At 58.3% G+C, this 17,259-nt stretch carries 23 protein-coding genes; all 23 read right to left on the reverse strand.

What is annotated here, in order from left to right; all coding sequences use genetic code 11:
• Window positions 1-118: 118 nt before the first annotated feature.
• On the reverse strand, window positions 119-4,717 hold the full coding sequence (locus TBK1r_RS30970) for an outer membrane protein assembly factor BamB family protein (protein WP_419580567.1): 4,599 nt from the start codon (window positions 4,715-4,717) through the stop codon (window positions 119-121).
• A gap of 128 nt (window positions 4,718-4,845) precedes the next feature.
• Window positions 4,846-5,445 (reverse strand): adenylate kinase, encoded by a 600-nt coding sequence (locus TBK1r_RS30975; protein ID WP_419580568.1) that lies wholly within the window; start codon window positions 5,443-5,445, stop codon window positions 4,846-4,848.
• 51 nt (window positions 5,446-5,496) lie between these two features.
• Window positions 5,497-6,894 (reverse strand): preprotein translocase subunit SecY, encoded by a 1,398-nt coding sequence (gene secY, locus TBK1r_RS30980; RefSeq protein WP_145219191.1) that lies wholly within the window; start codon window positions 6,892-6,894, stop codon window positions 5,497-5,499.
• 222 nt (window positions 6,895-7,116) lie between these two features.
• The gene (gene rplO, locus TBK1r_RS30985) at window positions 7,117-7,608 is read right to left on the reverse strand and encodes a 50S ribosomal protein L15 (protein ID WP_095738315.1); all 492 of its coding nucleotides are present in this window, start codon (window positions 7,606-7,608) and stop codon (window positions 7,117-7,119) included.
• A 78-nt stretch (window positions 7,609-7,686) separates the two neighbouring features.
• Entirely contained in the window at window positions 7,687-8,157 is a 471-nt protein-coding gene (rpsE, locus tag TBK1r_RS30990) for a 30S ribosomal protein S5 (RefSeq protein WP_197455395.1), read from the reverse strand.
• Between the two features lie 143 nt (window positions 8,158-8,300).
• Window positions 8,301-8,669 carry a 50S ribosomal protein L18 gene (gene rplR / locus TBK1r_RS30995; RefSeq protein WP_145219193.1) on the reverse strand — a complete coding sequence of 123 codons (369 nt, stop codon included), beginning with the start codon at window positions 8,667-8,669 and terminating at the stop codon, window positions 8,301-8,303.
• A gap of 60 nt (window positions 8,670-8,729) precedes the next feature.
• Window positions 8,730-9,269 (reverse strand): 50S ribosomal protein L6, encoded by a 540-nt coding sequence (rplF, locus tag TBK1r_RS31000; RefSeq protein ID WP_145219195.1) that lies wholly within the window; start codon window positions 9,267-9,269, stop codon window positions 8,730-8,732.
• Between the two features lie 37 nt (window positions 9,270-9,306).
• Window positions 9,307-9,702, reverse strand: coding sequence for a 30S ribosomal protein S8 (gene rpsH / locus TBK1r_RS31005; RefSeq protein ID WP_095738319.1), 396 nt, complete (start codon window positions 9,700-9,702; stop codon window positions 9,307-9,309).
• 22 nt (window positions 9,703-9,724) lie between these two features.
• Window positions 9,725-9,910, reverse strand: coding sequence for a type Z 30S ribosomal protein S14 (locus tag TBK1r_RS31010; protein ID WP_095738320.1), 186 nt, complete (start codon window positions 9,908-9,910; stop codon window positions 9,725-9,727).
• 63 nt (window positions 9,911-9,973) lie between these two features.
• Window positions 9,974-10,546 (reverse strand): 50S ribosomal protein L5, encoded by a 573-nt coding sequence (gene rplE / locus TBK1r_RS31015; protein ID WP_145219197.1) that lies wholly within the window; start codon window positions 10,544-10,546, stop codon window positions 9,974-9,976.
• Between the two features lie 8 nt (window positions 10,547-10,554).
• The gene (gene rplX, locus TBK1r_RS31020; protein WP_145223178.1) at window positions 10,555-10,902 is read right to left on the reverse strand and encodes a 50S ribosomal protein L24; all 348 of its coding nucleotides are present in this window, start codon (window positions 10,900-10,902) and stop codon (window positions 10,555-10,557) included.
• A 91-nt stretch (window positions 10,903-10,993) separates the two neighbouring features.
• Complete coding sequence (gene rplN / locus TBK1r_RS31025) at window positions 10,994-11,362, reverse strand: 50S ribosomal protein L14 (protein ID WP_095738322.1); 369 nt, start codon at window positions 11,360-11,362, stop codon at window positions 10,994-10,996.
• Between the two features lie 22 nt (window positions 11,363-11,384).
• Window positions 11,385-11,717, reverse strand: a complete 333-nt coding sequence (gene rpsQ, locus TBK1r_RS31030) for a 30S ribosomal protein S17 (RefSeq protein WP_095738323.1) — start codon at window positions 11,715-11,717, stop codon at window positions 11,385-11,387.
• Window positions 11,718-11,721: 4 nt separating this feature from the next.
• Window positions 11,722-11,940 (reverse strand): 50S ribosomal protein L29, encoded by a 219-nt coding sequence (gene rpmC / locus TBK1r_RS31035; RefSeq protein WP_095738324.1) that lies wholly within the window; start codon window positions 11,938-11,940, stop codon window positions 11,722-11,724.
• A 105-nt stretch (window positions 11,941-12,045) separates the two neighbouring features.
• Entirely contained in the window at window positions 12,046-12,462 is a 417-nt protein-coding gene (gene rplP, locus TBK1r_RS31040) for a 50S ribosomal protein L16 (RefSeq protein WP_095738325.1), read from the reverse strand.
• Window positions 12,401-13,111 carry a 30S ribosomal protein S3 gene (gene rpsC / locus TBK1r_RS31045; protein ID WP_095738326.1) on the reverse strand — a complete coding sequence of 237 codons (711 nt, stop codon included), beginning with the start codon at window positions 13,109-13,111 and terminating at the stop codon, window positions 12,401-12,403. The genes rplP and rpsC overlap by 62 nt, the downstream gene beginning before the upstream one ends.
• A 37-nt stretch (window positions 13,112-13,148) precedes the next feature.
• Window positions 13,149-13,508 (reverse strand): 50S ribosomal protein L22, encoded by a 360-nt coding sequence (gene rplV, locus TBK1r_RS31050; protein ID WP_095738327.1) that lies wholly within the window; start codon window positions 13,506-13,508, stop codon window positions 13,149-13,151.
• 9 nt (window positions 13,509-13,517) lie between these two features.
• Entirely contained in the window at window positions 13,518-13,784 is a 267-nt protein-coding gene (gene rpsS, locus TBK1r_RS31055; protein ID WP_095738328.1) for a 30S ribosomal protein S19, read from the reverse strand.
• An 18-nt stretch (window positions 13,785-13,802) separates the two neighbouring features.
• Entirely contained in the window at window positions 13,803-14,663 is an 861-nt protein-coding gene (gene rplB / locus TBK1r_RS31060; protein ID WP_145219198.1) for a 50S ribosomal protein L2, read from the reverse strand.
• Window positions 14,664-14,762: 99 nt separating this feature from the next.
• Window positions 14,763-15,086 carry a 50S ribosomal protein L23 gene (gene rplW, locus TBK1r_RS31065; RefSeq protein ID WP_095738330.1) on the reverse strand — a complete coding sequence of 108 codons (324 nt, stop codon included), beginning with the start codon at window positions 15,084-15,086 and terminating at the stop codon, window positions 14,763-14,765.
• A 42-nt stretch (window positions 15,087-15,128) separates the two neighbouring features.
• Complete coding sequence (gene rplD, locus TBK1r_RS31070; protein WP_145219199.1) at window positions 15,129-15,773, reverse strand: 50S ribosomal protein L4; 645 nt, start codon at window positions 15,771-15,773, stop codon at window positions 15,129-15,131.
• A gap of 5 nt (window positions 15,774-15,778) precedes the next feature.
• On the reverse strand, window positions 15,779-16,432 hold the full coding sequence (gene rplC, locus TBK1r_RS31075; protein WP_372896418.1) for a 50S ribosomal protein L3: 654 nt from the start codon (window positions 16,430-16,432) through the stop codon (window positions 15,779-15,781).
• A gap of 263 nt (window positions 16,433-16,695) precedes the next feature.
• On the reverse strand, window positions 16,696-17,022 hold the full coding sequence (rpsJ, locus tag TBK1r_RS31080) for a 30S ribosomal protein S10 (protein ID WP_095738333.1): 327 nt from the start codon (window positions 17,020-17,022) through the stop codon (window positions 16,696-16,698).
• Between the last annotated feature and the right edge of the window lie 237 nt (window positions 17,023-17,259).

Below are 17,259 nucleotides of genomic sequence, written 5' to 3' on the forward strand. Positions count from 1 at the left end.
TCTGGCGATGATGGCGTGATGCACGCCGCGTTCGTTCGGGGGGTGTCTCCTGGCCTTGCCGTTCGGCGTTCCGAAGGTTTTCCGGCAATCGGATGATTCTCCGCTGAAACGGCGCCGCTCAATCAACCGGTTGCAGGATCGGTTGGGGCGATTCACCGAAGGTGTAGATCAAGGTTTCACCATCGATCGTCGCTCGAACGCGTCGCAGTTCCGGTTGGGCGGTCACGAAGGTGGTCAGCCCGGTCGACTGTGGCGAAACGACTCGTTCCAGCTGTTCGTGGATGGTTTCGCCATCAGTCAGACGGATCATGGCAACGTCCATTTTGGGCGTTGATTTGTTGATCTCATAAATGGTTTTCGAACGGGCTAGCAACACCACGGGCGAACCATAGGGCTGGTCGATGGTCATGCCCCAAGGATCTTGTTCGAAATCTCGCCTCCAATTGATTTCGCCCGATTGTGTCGACACGGCGATGATCTTGTGAACGGTACGGTGTGTTTCTCCATGCTGGGTCAGCATGTCGCCTTTCTGACGCACGACGGCGTTTGCCGGTAGCACCAGGATCTGGCCGTCCATCCACATCGCGTACATCGATTGAAGATCCGGCATCTCACCGATTTCATGACGACACAGCTCGGTCGCCTGCAGCAGGTCCCAGATCACAAGCCGCCCCGTGCTGTCCAACAGCACCAGATAGCGGTCTTGCAAGATGCGTCCGCAGCCTCGTCCGGCCGCCTGGGTGAGCGGTTGTTTGATCAAGGCTTCGATTTCCAAGGCGACTTGGCCGCTGAACGGATCCACCAAACGCACCATCGCCGCGGAGGATTTCGAATCGACTTCATAGGCCAAGACGTGTTTCCCGCTGGTTGCCCAGACCTTTCCATAATCCCAGTCTGCCGAATCGAGCTTGCGGCCGTCATGCAGGTCAAACTGTGACACCGAGGCGAAGATGCCTTTGACGTAGGAAACCACGGCGACGCGGTTGTCGTCGACCACGATGTGGCCGATCGTCGGGGCCGACGAATTTCGCCACAGCGTTTCTTTGTCTCTGGTATCAACGGCAATCAAGTCACCTGCTTGCAGCACCAGGACGCGATCCCCCAGCACCGGCCCGACGCGGAACTCGCTGATCTGATTGGCCGCACCGGAATTGGTCGGGTAGGAGAAATTGGAATCCCCGAAGACGGTCGTTTCAATCTTGCGCTGGGTATTGGTTGCCCCGTCCGCCCCAAAGTCGCGCGACCATAAGGACGCTTCGCTGCGCCGACTGCTCTGCATCGCAAACAGATCCACCGCGGAGATCCGCCCCGGACGCTCCAGGATCATCAGCCCGCCGCTGATCTTGGCCTTGCGGTCTTGAATCCTGGCGGCGCGGAATTCATCCATCGGCAACGGCATCACATCGCCGTTGGGATTTTGAAACATCACCGAACCGCCGCGGTTGACCACTTTCCAGCCTTGAAAGGTTTGCCCGCCGTAGAGCGTCGGGTCGACCACCGCTTGCAGAAACGTCGACCGGCCTCCGCCCGGCAGCGATTGCGATTGCCATGACAGCGAGACCGGCGCGGTGACATCGAGTGTCGGCGTTTGCGCCGCGATCCGGTCTGCGGCGAGTGTCTCTATTTGCTGCAGCTCGGTTTTGACATCCGCCCCGAGATCGGCGGAGTCTTCGTTCGCATCGGGATTCAGCATCGCCCGACTGACGGCTAAGGCATCCTGATGTAGCGAACCGTCGTTGTAGACCTCGCCGAGCATGGCGGCACGACGGGGCGTGTACCGCCACTGTTGCTGGTCAACAAGCCGAGACGGCAGAGTCGGTCCTAGCAACAAGCGTTCGGCCGAAAACAATTCGTCCTCGGCAACGCGTCGTTTGGCCAGCGAGATGACAAGATCATCAATGCCCAGCGGGCCTAACTGCCCGGTCATGACCGACAACCGTTTAGTCGATTCCAAAGGCATCGATTCCAAGTGTTTTCTTAGTTCTTGCGCAACGGCGTCGAGTTGGTTTTCTTCCTCGGCGATCCGCATCACTTCGGCGGCTCGCGCGGACACCCAGCTGTCCAGTGCACAACCACGCGTCGGGTCGCGAAGGATCGCATCGTCTTCATTACCGACCAGGGAAATGTTGGTCATCACGTTGGAGAATTCCAGCAACCGCTTCGTCGCCGTCTGGACGGATCGGTTGCGCAGTGCCGATTGGATTCTCAATGCCACGAACTCCAAGCGTTGCGCCGGTGTATCGATCAACGCATCGAGTTCCTCTTCCAAACCCGGTGGCGGCGTCGGGTTTTCACGCAATTCGCCCAGCATGGACGAAATCGACAACATCAGCACGTCGTCGCTGTCCGGATCGATCTTGCGTGCTTTCTGCAGCACCTTCAGTGCTTCTTGACGCTCGCCCCGTTCGCTCAATAGCAACGCCTTTTGGACGAGCGCATCTAAGTTGTCCGGGTCTTCTTGGAGAATCCGTTCGACACGCGGCCCCAGCGTTTTTTTTCCGAGGGCGACGACAAGACGTGTGGGGCTCTGTGAAATGATTTCACCGTCGATGGCGATCAAGTTGCCGAGCGGGAATTGCGCCGTCACACGATCGACCAACGTGCCGTCGTCCAATGAAATCTCGACCAACTCGTTGCCGCTGGTCGGAACGATGTAGGAATGGTCTCCGAACACACCCCGGCCGACGATTTGTTGTCCGGCGGAGATCAGACGTTGGTCGGTCCGCCAGTTCAGACGCCCGTTTTCCAGATCGTGGCTGACGACTTCACGTGCACTGACCATCAACAGCTGGTCGTCGCGAATGCCGGCCACATAAAACGCGGCCTGTCGCGATTTGCTGAAACGCTTTTTGCCATCGACCAGTTCAAAGCAGTACAGGTTGTCGGTCGCGGCGGGGGTGACCAGCACACTCAACCCGCTGGCGGTCGCGACGGAGTTGTGCCAGCGCTGCAGCAACTGGTCGGACGATTTCCCCGAACGCGAGTTGAACATGATGCTGCCCATCGCCCGGCGTTGATAAGAATTGCCCCAGCGTAACGTCCGGTCGGCCAAATCGACCGCGACGGTCGCGCCGGCACCGGTCGGACAGATCAAGACTCCCTCGTGATAGCTGGGCGTCGCTCCGGAGATGCGTCGGATCGCGTCAAATTGAATCCCGGCACCCTCGATCGCCACCAGTTGCTGTTGCCACAACAGTTTTCCCGTCGCGGGATCCAGGCTGACCAGCATGATGTCACCGGCGATTTCCGCCATCGCGTACAAGGACCCATCGACCGCGATCGGAGCCCCCAAAAAGAAAGCCTGGTTCAACTCGCTTTCGATGGTCGGGTTTTGGCCCAGACGCCATAACGTCTTGCCTTCGGTTTCCAATTCCAGCGCGACCAATGTGTTGCGTCCGCCGTCGGCCGTACTCGTGTTGCGAACCCCCATCAGCGGATTGATCTGCAACATTTGAAACGGCGAGAGGTCGTCGAGCAAATAGACGCGCTGGCCGTCGCTGGTGATTTGCCCGTATGGCAAATCATTCCACACGCGGCGGCTGAGGCGGTCCGGCGGATCGGAGGATCCCATCCCCAGCATCGCGTCGTATTGTTCGTTGTCGGCCGAAACGTCGGTTTGAAACCAGGGGTACTGCCAGACCCGTTTTCCGGTTCGATAATCCACGCCCCGCAGACGTTCGGTCGTTCGCATCAGCAATTGGTTGCCGACGCGGATCGGTGTCCAGCTGGGCGGAACCAAACGACCGCTGGCCGCCAACTCGTCTTCCTTCTGCCGCAGCCGTTGTTCTTCCAGCGGAGTCGCGGTGGTTTCCAGCATCCAACGGGGCGTCGAAAGCGGTAGCTGGCCGTCGGCGGTTTCGTTTCGCGACGTCGAACCGCCCAGCATCGGATAGTCGGTCGAACGACTGATCGAATCGGTATCGGGCAATTGGTAATGCTCATCGATCCAGCTCCGCCAATCGGTCACGGTTTCGGCGGTCTGGTTGTCGCCCACGTTCCATTGCACGCTGATCGACCCTAGATCACGCGGGACCGTGCGACCGGCCAAGCGACAGGCAATCGCGTGCATCGCCGACACCTCGTCGCCGAGTTGATCGACGGCGTGTCGACTGGTCACCACATCATCGAGCAGCAACGAGCACGCCAAGGGATGCCCCAGGTACAGCTCGCGCTGTGCCAAGATCAACGACGCTTGATATCCCGCCGCGGTGTGAAAGTACTTGCGGCGGACGCTGCGGAGAAGTTTCCAATCGCGTTGCCGGGTCGCTTCATCGAGCAATTGTTTGGCCAGCGCGCCGTAACGAAGCTCGTAGGTGGCAAACGCGTCGCTGGGAAGCGCCCCGATCAAATCACGACAATGACGCAAAAAGCTCTTGTCCAACCGCTGTTGGTCGCTGTCTCGGATCTCCAGGAAAAAGTCTTGGCCGGCGATCGTCGGATCGTTCGTCGGGTCGACGTGGCGTTCGAGGATGTCACCGAGAATCACGACCGCGTCACTGTACCTGGCGTCGGCGATCGCTTCTTCGGCGTCCTTCAATTGCTGATTGAGCAAGCGAGGCGGCGGGATGAACCGCGACATGTTCTGATCAAATCCCACCCCGAAGCGGCCCTGTTGGGCCTGGGCATGATCGCCAACGCAAATCGCAAACCACAGCGAAAGCGACAGCGCGAAAAACCGAGACGTAAACGGAACGGCGGATGGGGCAGCAAAATTCATGTTCAAACGACTTGCGGAGCGGAACAGCGGAGCAGACGCGGCGAGGCAGCACGCCGCAGCCTCCATTGTAGCGCCGCAGGGCAAACAAGGCGCCCGCAGCTGACCATTTTATGGGGGGAACGCGCCGTTTACTCGGCGAGCAACTCGCGGATGGTCGCGAACACTTCGTCCGGTGTTCCCGCGGCGTTGACGTCGATGACGATGCCCCGCTGGCGGTAAAACTCCAGCACCGGCTCGGTTCGGTTTCGAAACACCTTCAATCGGGTCTGAATCGTTTCGGGGGTGTCGTCGGCTCGTCCCTCCGACTCCGCCCGGGCGAGCAACCGCCGAACCAAAGCGTCTTCTTGAATGATCAGATTGATCACCGCGTCGAGCCGCTGATCGCGCTCGGCCAAGAACCCGGTCAGCATCTCCGCTTGGTTCACCGTGCGGGGGAACCCGTCGAACAGGTACCCGTTTTCGCAATCGGGTTGTCGAAGCCGGTCGATGATGAATTGCATCATCAAGTCATCGGGCGCCAAGTTGCCACCGTCGATGTAACCGGCGATCAACTCACCGAGCGGTGAGTCGTTCCGGCAGGCCCGAAGCATTTCACCCGAAGAGATGTGCGGGATCCCCAACTCGCGACTGAGGCGACGGCACTGTGTGCCCTTGCCAGCGCCCGGTGGACCGATAAAGACGATGCGCACTGGATTGTTCGCTTCGAGCAGGGTAAGTGGCGTGAGCATCCAGCTTGCGTGAATGGGACCACGCAAGCGGTAGGTTTACGCCACGTTGATTTAGACGACTGGGCTGACGCCACCGCCGGCGCCTTCCAACAGGCCGCGGTAGTTTCGCATCACCAGGTGGCTGTCGATTTTCTGAACCAGGTCAAAGGCGACACTGACCGCGATCAACAACCCCGTTCCGCCGTAGAATCCGGCAATCGAATACGGCACACCGAGTGAACCGTAAACAATCGTCGGCACGATCGCGACGATCGAAAGGAATCCCGCACCGACGTACGTGATCCGAACCATGACCTTTTCCAAGTAGTCGGTCGTCCGTTTTCCGGGCCGGTAGCCGGGAATGAACGTCCCACTGTCCCGCAAGTTGTCCGAAATCTCTTTCGGGTTGAACGTGATCGCGGTCCAGAAGTAACAGAAGAAGAAGATCAGCGCGACGTACAGCAGATTGAAGAAATACGACGCCTGGTCTTGCATCGTCAAACTGACCAAGTTCAACCCCTTGAAGATCGCTCCGCCGGTTTCGAAGGCTCCGGCCATCAAGCCGAAGAACACGCCGGGAATCATCAACAAGCTGCTGGCAAAAATGATCGGCATCACGCCGGCCTGGTTGATACGCAGCGGCAGGTGTTGGCGGGTTCCGCCGTAGACCTTGCGGCCGCGGGTGAATTTCGCCGATTGGGTTGGGATTTTACGCTGGCCGAGGGTGATGAAGACCACCCCGACGACCACGCCGATGAACAACACGAATAGCAAGATCAACGTTTCGATCCCGACTTGACCACGGCTCAGCCCGGTCAATTGGGTTTCCATGTTGCGAATCAATTCGTACAGCGCTTTGGGCATCTGCGCCAGAATCCCAGCCATGATCAACAGGCTGATGCCGTTGCCGATCCCGTGTTCGTCGATTTGTTCGCCGAGCCACATCAGGAACACACTGCCGCAGGTCATCACCGCGACGGCGACGAACTGCCAGGGCAGGTACAGCCCCGTGCCGGCTTCGTTCAAGAAGTTGGCGTTGATGTTGCCGCCGCCCGGTCCGCTGGCCGACAGCATGACCGAGACATAGATCCAGCTCTGCACCAGACAGATGCCGACGGTCAGGTAGCGGGTGTATTCGTTGATTTTCTTCTGGCCGGCCTGGCCTTCCTTCTTCAATTCCGCCAGCGCGGGAACGGTCGTTCCGAGCAACTGCAGGATGATCGAAGCAGAAATGTAGGGCATGATGCCGAGGCCGAAGATCGTCAATTGACGAAGGTCGCTGGCGGCAAACAAGCTGACTTTTTCCAGGAAATCGGCCGCACCACCGCCGGCCGAGTCGGCCGGGGCGTTGTCCACCATCGGCAGCGGGATGTGGAAACCGATCCGATAAATGGCCAGCAATCCCAGGGTCAGGAAGATTTTCTTCCTCAACTCGGGGATGGTGAACATGATTCGCAGTTTTTCAAGCATTCGCTCGATCCGTCTTTCGTTGATTGGGACGCGGCAACTCTGGCGATCGGCCGAATTTGTGCCGCCTGCGGAAATTTAGTGTTTTTGGCGATCCATGGCGAGGGCAACGCCCATTCAAAACAAAACGCCAGTCCGCGGGGGCGACTGACGTTTTGAACGTTTCATTCAGTGGCTCGTTTGTCTCAAACGAGTGCTCGCTGCGCCGGCCGAGCGACCCCTCGATCAGGCTTGTTTCAGGGCCGCGACGCGTTCGTCGGGGGTCCGTTTGGGAGCCAATTTGTTGACGGTCCCGCCGGCAGCGGTGATTTTTTCTTCGGCCGACTTGCTGAACCGGTGCGCCGACACGGTCAGCTTCTTGGTCAGTTCGCCGTCGCCGAGGATCTTGACTTCGTCGAACGTGCCCTTGGCGACATCTTTGGCAGCCATCGCTTCCAAAGTCACTTCGGCACCGTCTTCGAAATGGTCGTTCAGCTTGCCGACGTTGACCGCAAACACGGTCACCGCCCAACGGTTGTTGAACCCGCGTTTAGGAACGCGCCGGAACATCGGCATCGCCCCGCCTTGGAAGCTGGGTTTACGACTGTAGCCGCTTCGGCTCTTGTGACCCTTGTGGCCGCGGGCGGACGTTTTGCCGGTGCCGCTGCCGGGACCACGCCCGATACGTTTACGTTTGCGGTTCTTTTGAATTCCGCGATGGACATCATTCAGGTTCATAACGAAACCCAGGTAAGCAATGTTGCAAGTTGCGTCGCGGCATGATTCGCTCCGGACGCGTCAATCTTGAGTGTTTTTTTAGGACGACAGTTCTTCGACGGTCAACCCACGCAGTGCGGCAGTTTCTTCACGCGTCCGCAGTTGCTTGAGGGCTTCCACGGTGGCTTTGACCAACGTGACCGGGTTATTGGTGCCGTAGGACTTTGTCAAAATGTCGTGGATGCCGCAGGCTTCGCAAACCGCACGCACGGCCTGGCCGGCGATGATACCGGTACCGGCCCCGGCGGGGATCAACGTGACCTTTGCGGCACCGAAGCTGCCCCAGACTTGGTGGGGGATGCTGCCTTCGACCAGCGGCACCTTGACCATGTCACGGGTGGCTTGTTTGGTTGCTTTTTGGACGCTCGGGGGCACTTCATTGGCCTTTCCGTAACCCCAGCCCACTTTGCCCTGGCCGTCACCGACGACGACCATGGCGGCAAAGCTGAAGCGACGACCGCCCTTGACCACAGCTGCACAGCGTTTGATCTTCACCACGCGATCGAGCAAGCCGTCATCTTTCGACTCTTCCGCTTGCTTTCCGCCACGACGACGATTCTGGTTACTTCCGCTACTAATTGTTCCGACCCTCGGTTAGCCGACCCATTGGGGTGCGGCAAGTTGAATTGGTTTTCGTAATCTCTGCTTTTCGATTAAAGCACGAGCCCGCTTTCACGGGCGGCGTCTGCGAACGCTTTGACGCGTCCGTGATATTTGTTGTGGCCGCGATCCAGTTTGACTTCCTTGATCCCGGAGGCTTCTGCCTTGGCAGCGATCGCCTTTCCCACTTCGGCGGCACCGTCACAGTTGCCACCGACCTTGACCGATTCGCGGAGGTCCTTGTCGCGGGTGCTGGCGCTGGCCAGGGTTCGTCCGGTGGAATCGTCCACCAATTGAACCGAAAAGTGCTTCAGGGTGCGTTGCACGCACAGACGCGGTCGGTCCGCGGAGCCGCGGAGCACGTTCCGCACGTGGTTGCGTCGACGAACACGTCTCTGTCCGAGTTTCTTGTTTTTGTCCATTGAAGTGCCGTCCTGTATCGCGGCCGATTCTTTTCGTTATTTGAAACGGGTGTGACGGGATTACTTGGTCGCCGACTTACCGGGCTTGATCTTAACTTGTTCGCCTTGGTAGCGAATCCCCTTGCCCTTGTAGGGTTCGGGCTTGCGGAGCGATCGGATTTCGGCGGCGAACTGGGTGACCATTTGTTTGTCACAGCCCTGGACGACGACGTGCGTCTGGTCGGGGCAGGTCACGGTCAGATCGCTGGGGATCTTGCGGTGCAGTTCGTTGGCATAGCCGACACGCAGTTGCAGCGTATCGCCGGAGATGCTGGCGAGGTATCCCACGCCGACGATCTCGAGTTTCTTTTCGTAGCCGTTGCTAACGCCTTCGACCATGTTGCCGATGATCGCCCGGGTCAACCCGTGCAGTTCTCGACTGGTTCGGTCTTCACCGCTTCGCGTGCAGTTGACGGTATCACCCTCGACGTTGACCGAGATCTCGGGACGATGGGTGAAGGTCAGCTTGCCCTTGGCACCCTCGACGGTGACGACACGATCGGCAACGCCGACGGTGACACCGCTGGGGATCTGGACTGGTTTTTTTCCGATACGACTCATTTCAGATCACTTGCTGAAAACGTTATTTGTACGGGTGTTAGGCGACTTCGCAAAGGATTTCGCCGCCGATCTTTTCTCGCCGAGCTTCACGGTCACTGATCACACCCTTGCTGGTGCTGATGATCGTGATGCCCAGCCCGCCCAAGACCGGTTTCAGGTCCTTGCAGTGAGCGTACAAACGGCGTCCGGGTTTGCTCATTCGGCGAATGGTTTGGATCACGCGTTCGCCATTGGAACCGTATTTCAGTTCCAGGCGAAGCACATTGACGGGGCTTTCTTCGACCTCCGCCCAATCCCAGATGAAACCTTCGCGCTTCAGCACGTCGGCAATCCCCCGCTTTACGCGGCTGGAAGGGATGTCCACAAAGGCACGTTCAACGCGAACGGCATTGCGGATTCGGGTCAACATATCGGCAATCGGGTCTGTCATCATGGCTTTTCGTCGCTCCGTTGTCTTACCAACTGGCCTTACGAACACCGGGGATCAAACCCAAGTTCGCATTTTCGCGGAAACAGATTCGGCACAAACCGAACTTGCGGTAGACCGAACGAGGTCGACCACAGAACTTGCACCGGTTCTCGCGCCGGGTACTGAACTTCGGCTTCCGATTTGCCTTGGCGATTTTTGATTTACTTGCCACTGGCTGTCTTGGGGTTGCAGCTGTGAAACGGTTCGCAAAATAAAGTGACTGTTAAAACGTCGCTCACGCAGCGTCGCTTTTTCCCGGCGCCGCTTTAAACGGCATGCCGAACAATTCCAACAACGCTCGTGCTTCATCATCGGTCTTGGCCGACGTCACGTACGTGATGTTCATGCCCTGCGGGCGGGTAAACTTGTCAGGGTTCAGTTCGGGAAAGACCAATTGCTCGGTCAGTCCCATCGTATAGTTCCCACGGCGGTCGAACGCTTTGCGGCTGATTCCGCGAAAGTCGCGGACTCGAGGCAGCACGATCGAGACCATCCGGTCGAGGAACTCGTACATGTGTTGTCGACGCAGGGTCACCATGCATCCGATCGGCATGCCTTCACGCAAGCGGAAGTTCGCGATCGATTTTCGGGCGACCGTCATCACCGGTTTTTGGCCGGCGATCTGGGTCATTGCATCGTAAGCCAGGTCGAGGATTTTTTTGTCGCCGATGGCCTGGCCGACACCCATGTTCAGCGTGATCTTTTCCAGACGCGGAACTTGGTGCGGGTTCTTGTAGCCGAAGCGTTCCACCAACTCTGAGCGGATGGATTCTTCGTAGGCCGTTTGGAGTCTTGGTTTGTTTGCCATGGTTCGGTTCACGCCTTCTTATAGCTGTCACGGGGCGGGGAGATCTTTCCCAGGCTTGCACCGCTTTTCTTTGCAAATCGTTCCTTGGTGCCGTCGTCCAAGTAGCGGACTCCGATCCGCGTGGGCTGGCCGGTCGTCGGGTCGATGACCATCACGTTACTGGCGTGAATCGGCATCTCTTTGCTCAGACGACCCCCTTGCGGGTTCTTCTGGCTTTTCCGAACGTGTTTCCGCACCAAGCCGGCGCCTTCGACGACAACTTTGTTTTTCTTGCGATCGACGACCAGCACCTTCCCGCGATGACCCTTGTCACCGCCGGCGATCACTAGCACTTCGTCTTCAACTTTGAGCAACATGACTGGAATACTCTGCATGGACTGGGCGATGGGACGCCCAATGTGATTTGTTTCGAGACTCGGAGTCTGGCGACTCCGGCCGCTTGGAGGGTTAGACCACTTCGTTGGCCAGGCTGACGATCTTCATGAAGCTCTGCTCACGCAGTTCACGGGCGACCGCACCGAAAATCCGCGTGCCGCGAGGGGCTTTGTCTTTATCGATCAGGACCACAGCGTTGCTGTCGAATTTGATGTAGCTGCCATCGTTGCGGCGGGTCGGGGTTTTCGTCCGAACGATGACCGCTCGCACGATCGCCTTCTTCTTGATCTCGCTGCCCGGGATCACGCTTTTGACGCTGCAGATGATGACGTCGCCCACACGGGCGAATCGGCGTCGGCTGCCGCCGAGCACCTTGATGCACATCACCTGACGAGCACCGGTGTTGTCGGCAACATCGAGACGGGTTTCTTGTTGGATCATGGCTGGTTATTCAACTGAAAAATTATTCGCTTTCGCTTTCGGATCCGGCCGACGCAGCCTCTGCTTGTTCAGCTTCCTTACGTGCGGCACGCAAGGCGACCAAGTCCACTTCGGTGCTCTTCTCAATCACTCGAACCAAACGCCAACGCTTCAACTTGCTCAGCGGTTCGGATTCGATGATCTCGACGCGGTCACCGACGCCCGACTCGTTTGCCTCGTCATGGACGTGACAAACCGTTCGACGGCTGATGTATTTCTTGTACTTGGGGTGCTTCACCAGGCGATTGATTTCGACGCGGCGCGTCTTATTCATCTTGTCGCTGGTGACGATGCCCGAAACTACGCGTTTTGGCATGGTGCTACGCTTCGGCTGGGGTGTTGTTGGCTGCTTTGCTTCGCTCGGTCTGAATCGTCTTGACGCGAGCAATCAAACGTCGGTTCTTGCGGATGTCGCTGGGCGTATTCAAACGCTCCGACTGAGACTGAAAACGCAGTCGAAACAAGTCGGCGGCCGCTTCGGCAGCGGTCGCTTCGAGCTGTTCGTCGCTCATCTCTCTCAGTTCGCTATTGCTGGTCATGACCAGGCCTTCGGTAAACAAAAGTGGAGGTCGGGTCCGTGGGCGGTTGATGCCCGTCGGCTACTCATTGTCTCAATCGAATCAGAGCCAATCTCTGATTCCCAATTAGAACGACCGTCGTTCGACGAATCGTACTTTCACCGGCAGCTTGCTCGCCAATCGGGCGAAACAAACCTTGGCTTGCTGTTCGGTCACACCGCCGAGTTCGTAAAGGACGGTGCCCGGCTTGACGACCGCGGCCCAGAAATCTGGTTCACCCTTACCCTTACCCATCCGTGTTTCCAGCGGCGTGCTGGTGACGGACTTGTCCGGGAAGATTCGGATGTACAGTTTTCCTTCGCCACGGACGTATTGCTGAGCCGCAATCCGTCCCGCCTCGATCGTCGTCGCCTTGATCCAACCGGGTTCCAAGGATTGGATCCCATAGTCACCAAAGACGACCGTGTTGCCACGAGTCGCACTACCTTTTATGCGCCCTCTTTGGCTTTTTCGATGCTTGACCCGTTTGGGCATCAGCGCCATCGTTGTCGTCTCCGTAAGTACCTTGGTTAATCCAGACCTGAATTCCGATGTGCCCCTGTGGCGTCATCGCTTCGGTCGTTCCGTAATCAATCTTCGCCTGCAATGTGCTCAACGGAATCGAGCCCATGCTTTGTTTTTCGCGGCGTGCCATTTCGGCTCCGCCCAATCGTCCGGCCAGTTGGATCTTGATGCCCTTGGCACCGGCGTCCATCGTCTGCTCGAGCGATCGCTTCATCGTGCGTCGGAAACTCGATCGCTTTTGCAACTGCTGTGCGATGTCTTCGGCCACCAGTTGAGCTTGCAGCTCGGGGCGTCCGACCTCTTCGACCTTCAGGTTGATGCGGCGGCCGATCAGGTTCTGCAATTCCGCTTGCAGGATCTCGATCTCTTGGCCTTTCTTGCCGATGATCAAACCGGGCCGAGCGACGTACATCATCACTCGCACTTCGTCACGCGTTCGTTCGATCTCGATGCGATCGATTCCGGCGTTCTTGTATTGGTTCTTCTTGGGGTGGTTGGTGATGAAGTTTCGCAGTTTGCGATCTTCGACCAACAGGTCCGCAAAATCTTGCTTCGACGCGTACCATCGACTACTCCAGCCGCGGGTGACACCGGTTCGAAACGCGATTGGATTGACTTTCTGTCCCATCGTTTACGACTCTTTGATTGTGCTGTTTCCGAGGGGCTTAAATTTCGTCGATCGGCGTCACTTTGACGCTGATGTGGCTGCTGCGTTTTTTGATGATGTGGGCACTGCCTCGTGCCTTGGGACGCATCCGCCGGAACATCGCTCCGCCGTCGACTCGCACATCGGTCAAAACCAGTTCATCGATTCGGTGTGGGCTGCCGCCGGTCTGGTCCGGATCGAGTGCGTTGGCAACGGCACTGCGGATCACTTTTTCCAGCATGCGGGCACCGCGTTGCGGCTGATACTTGAGCGTATCGAGCGCTTCGTCGGCGTATTGGCCACGCACCAAGTCGGCAACCAGACGCACTTTTTGTGCACTGATCCGAGCGTTGCGATGGCTTGCTACAAATGTTGACATCGTATCGACCTATTTCTTTTTGCCGCCGTGACCCTTGAACGTCCGAGTCGGAGCGAATTCGCCCAACTTGTGACCCACCATGTCTTCGGTCACTTGGACGGGGATGTGTGCCCGTCCGTTGTGGACCATAAACGTCAGATTGATGAACTCGGGAACGATCGTGCAGGCACGAGCCCAAGTTTTAATCGGCGTCTTTTTGCCTTCCTCGGCCTGCTTCTGCACCTTGAAGTACAGCTTCGGGTCGACGTAGGGACCTTTTTTGCTACTGCGGCTCATCGTTCTTCAGCTACCTGATTACTTGTGCAGTTTCAACTGACCGTATCGCTTGCTCTTGCGACGACGAACGATCGAGCTGTTACTTGGTTTACGTTTCTGGCGAGTGGCACCACCCTTGGCGCTCTTGCCCTGCGGGCTGACCGGGTGACGACCGCCCTTGGTTCGGCCTTCACCACCACCGTGCGGGTGATCGATCGGGTTCATCGCGGTCCCACGCACGTGCGGGCGACGTCCGAGCCATCGGGCTCGGCCGGCCTTGCCCAAGACCACGTTCATGTGCTCGCTGTTGCCGACCTGGCCGATCGTTGCTCGGCAACGGCTGGGCACTCGTCGTACTTCACCGCTGGGCAGTTGCAATTGTGCCCAATCGGCTTCGCGAGCCATCAGCGTGGCACCCGTGCCGGCCGATCGGCACAGCACCGCACCGCCACCGATTCGCATTTCGATGCAGCACACCGTGGTGCCCAGCGGAATGTTCTTCAGCGGCAGGCAATTGCCCAGCGTCGGTGGGGCTTCGGGACCGTTGAGCAGTTTGTCGCCGGCCTTCAGACCCGAGGGAGCCACGACGTAGGTCTTTTGACCGTCGGCGTACTTCAGCAACGCGATTCGAGCCGACCGGTTGGGGTCGTACTGAACCGAGTCGACCGTCGCAGGCACTCCGTCCTTGACGCGACGGAAGTCGACCAAGCGGTACATCTGCTTGTGGCCGCCGCCGCGATGTCGGGCGGTGATTTTGCCTTGGTTGTTGCGACCACCGGTCTTTCGTTTCGGCTTCAGCAGCGACTTTTCCACGGTGTAGCCGGGCGTCAGTTCAGCGAAATCGCTGACCGATGCATTTCGGCGACCGGGGCTGGTCGGCTTGTAGATGCGAATTCCCATCGCTGAGTTCTATCTGGCTGTTAGGAAAAAACTGGTTTCTGGAGGCCCGCCCCGGTTGGAGCGAGTGGCTGGACGACTTTGTCGGCGGCGGTTGGCGGCCTAGAAGAAGTCGATTTTGTGATCTTCGTGCAAGTGGACGATGGCTCGGCGCCAGTCGGACGTGCGTCCTAGACCGTTGCGTGTGCGACGAAACTTGCCTTTGCGGTTTTGGGTGCAGACCTTTTCGACCTTGACATCAAACAGCTTTTCAACAGCCGCTTTGATCTCAGGTTTGGTGGCCATGCGGTGCACTTCAAACGCGTATTCGTTGTGCCGTGTCGCGCGGTGAACGCCTTTTTCAGTCACGAGCGGACGCAACAGGATCTGGTGCGGCTCGAGCTTGATCTTCGTTTCCGGCTGGGCAGGTGGTTGAATTCTTGCCATCGCTCAAATTCTTCTTGTATTAGTGTGGGGGTGCGGTCGGACCTAAACGGCCTGCCCGTCGGCAAACGAGCCATCTTTGATCTTGTCCAACGCCGCCTTGGTGACCAGCATTCGCTTGGGCTTGAGCACCGAAAGTGCGTTCAGCTGGCGAACCGGCTGCACGTCAACTCCGGGGATGTTTCGGCCGCTCTTGTAAACCGCGACGTCTGCATCGGCGGTTGCGACGAGCGTGGTGGTCGATTCGAGGCCCAGGTTTTTCAGCGTCGACGCCAGTTTTGACGTTTTGGGCGCGTCGTAGCTGAGTTGGTCGATGACCAACATCTCGCCGTCGTCGATTTTGCTGCGGATCGCCATGCGGGTGGCTCGTCGCAACGCCTTTTTAGGCAATCGGTAGCTGTAATCGCGTGGTTTGATCGTCCGTGCAACACCACCACCGCGGCGAACGTTGGTTCGCTTGGAGCCGGCACGGGCGTGGCCGGTGCCCTTTTGGCGGTACATCTTTTTGTTGGTGCCGCTGACTTCGCCACGGGTTCGCGTGTTGTGAGAACCCTGGCGATTGTTCGCCTGGTACATCACCACTGCGTCGTGGAGCAGTTGCTTGCTGATTCGGTCCGCGATCGCGGCTGAATCGATTTCGTAGGTTCCGACTTCTTCGCCGGATTCGTTGACGATTGAGAGTGTTGCCATCGGGACTAACCCACCTTGTTCGTTTGACGGATCGTCACCAGGCCACCATTCGGCCCGGGGACGGAGCCGCGGATCAACAGCAAATTGTCTTCGGGGACGACTCGAACCAGTTCCAGGTTTCGCGTGGTGACCTTGGTGTTTCCATATTGGCCCGCCATGCGAATGCCTTTGAACAGGCGGCTCGGCGACGCACTGCAGCCCGTACCACCGGCGTGGCGGTGTACTTTCTTGACACCGTGGGTGGCTCGTTGGCCCGAGAAATTGTGGCGTTTCATGACGCCGGAGAAGCCGCGGCCCTTGCTGGTGCCGGTCACGTCGACGCGTTTGACGCCGTCGAAGATTTCCACCGTGACCGTGCCGCCGACCGACAGGTCGGTTTCGCCGCGGAATTCGCGGATGAAGCGTTGGGGTTCGCAGTCAGCTTTTTCAATCAGCTCGACGCCTGCGTCGGCCCGTTTCTTGGACCGTTTGCTGTCGAGTTTAGCGACGTGGCCGCGTTCGGCGCGACTGGCCAGTCGGCGTGGTTTGTCTTCAAAACCCAATTGGACGGCGCTGTAGCCGTCGCGATCAGCAGAGCGAATCTGGAGCACATTGCACGGGCCGGCCTGGATCACGGTCACGGGGACGACGGTACCGTCCTCTTCGTAGACCTGAGTCATTCCGATTTTGCGACCAAGTATTGATGGTGACATAGCTCTAGCACCCCGGCTTTCGCCGTGGTCATTTATCGCTCGTATCTGGGTTTTGAACTTCTCGCCCCGAACCGGAAGCTTGCGTTGTCCGCGAGAGGCGGTGGCAGCTAGGGTTATCGGGAGCGATATCCGTTCATGCGGAATACCGGACCTAAAAACTTTGGGGCATCGACCCGCACCGCTTCAGGCGGTGAGGCAAGGGCGAAACGTCGCGACGAGCGACGTTCGTGCTATCGAGCCGAAGCTTTGATTTTGATATCCACCCCGGCGGGTAGACTCAGTTTGTTCAGTGCTTCGATCGTCTTGGCGGTTGCTTGGACGATATCGATCAAGCGTTTGTGGGTTCGGATCTCGTACTGCTGACGAGCCTTCTTGTTCACAAACGGACTTGAAAGCACGGTGTAGCGTTCGATGCGAGTCGGCAACGGGATCGGCCCGTGGACTTCGCTGTGAGTTCGCTTGACCGTATCCACAATCTCCTGGGCACTCTGATCGAGCACGGAGTGATCGTATGCTTCCATACGGATCCGAATGACTTCGTTGGCTCCGGCTGACACAGTACGCTTCCAGTAAATAATGAGTGGCGAAACAAAGGACGGTGCACCTGGCCGCTCGGCGAGGTGTTTCCCGGGCGACGTTCGTCTCACGGGAGGGCGAGAATGTAGGGGCGGCTCTGGTGAGCGTCAACGGCTCTTCGCAAAAACTGATGAAAAGTTTCTTCAAATTGGTTGGCGTGGGATTTCACGGGGGTTAGCGAGGTCGCCGGTTCGCTGCAAAACCGCCGCCCTGGGCGA

This window comes from Stieleria magnilauensis (assembly GCA_007753675.1).
Taxonomy (GTDB): Bacteria; Planctomycetota; Planctomycetia; order Pirellulales; family Pirellulaceae; genus Stieleria; species Stieleria magnilauensis.

Coding starts and splice junctions, on each gene's coding strand:
- rplD (WP_145219199.1), bottom strand. CDS start 15,773: ATGGCAACACTCTCAATCGTCAACGAATCCGGCGAAGAAGTCGGAACC.
- rpmC (WP_095738324.1), bottom strand. CDS start 11,940: ATGACCAGCAATAGCGAACTGAGAGAGATGAGCGACGAACAGCTCGAA.
- rplW (WP_095738330.1), bottom strand. CDS start 15,086: ATGGCAAGAATTCAACCACCTGCCCAGCCGGAAACGAAGATCAAGCTC.
- rplO (WP_095738315.1), bottom strand. CDS start 7,608: ATGAACCTGAATGATGTCCATCGCGGAATTCAAAAGAACCGCAAACGT.
- rplC (WP_372896418.1), bottom strand. CDS start 16,432: ATGACTCAGGTCTACGAAGAGGACGGTACCGTCGTCCCCGTGACCGTG.
- rpsQ (WP_095738323.1), bottom strand. CDS start 11,717: ATGCCAAAACGCGTAGTTTCGGGCATCGTCACCAGCGACAAGATGAAT.
- rplR (WP_145219193.1), bottom strand. CDS start 8,669: ATGGACAAAAACAAGAAACTCGGACAGAGACGTGTTCGTCGACGCAAC.
- TBK1r_RS30975 (WP_419580568.1), bottom strand. CDS start 5,445: ATGCTCACGCCACTTACCCTGCTCGAAGCGAACAATCCAGTGCGCATC.
- rplV (WP_095738327.1), bottom strand. CDS start 13,508: ATGTCAACATTTGTAGCAAGCCATCGCAACGCTCGGATCAGTGCACAA.
- rplP (WP_095738325.1), bottom strand. CDS start 12,462: ATGGCGCTGATGCCCAAACGGGTCAAGCATCGAAAAAGCCAAAGAGGG.
- secY (WP_145219191.1), bottom strand. CDS start 6,894: ATGCTTGAAAAACTGCGAATCATGTTCACCATCCCCGAGTTGAGGAAG.
- rpsC (WP_095738326.1), bottom strand. CDS start 13,111: ATGGGACAGAAAGTCAATCCAATCGCGTTTCGAACCGGTGTCACCCGC.
- rplF (WP_145219195.1), bottom strand. CDS start 9,269: ATGAGTCGTATCGGAAAAAAACCAGTCCAGATCCCCAGCGGTGTCACC.
- rplB (WP_145219198.1), bottom strand. CDS start 14,663: ATGGGAATTCGCATCTACAAGCCGACCAGCCCCGGTCGCCGAAATGCA.
- rpsH (WP_095738319.1), bottom strand. CDS start 9,702: ATGATGACAGACCCGATTGCCGATATGTTGACCCGAATCCGCAATGCC.
- rpsS (WP_095738328.1), bottom strand. CDS start 13,784: ATGAGCCGCAGTAGCAAAAAAGGTCCCTACGTCGACCCGAAGCTGTAC.
- rplE (WP_145219197.1), bottom strand. CDS start 10,546: ATGGCAAACAAACCAAGACTCCAAACGGCCTACGAAGAATCCATCCGC.
- rplN (WP_095738322.1), bottom strand. CDS start 11,362: ATGATCCAACAAGAAACCCGTCTCGATGTTGCCGACAACACCGGTGCT.
- TBK1r_RS30970 (WP_419580567.1), bottom strand. CDS start 4,717: ATGAATTTTGCTGCCCCATCCGCCGTTCCGTTTACGTCTCGGTTTTTC.
- rplX (WP_145223178.1), bottom strand. CDS start 10,902: ATGTTGCTCAAAGTTGAAGACGAAGTGCTAGTGATCGCCGGCGGTGAC.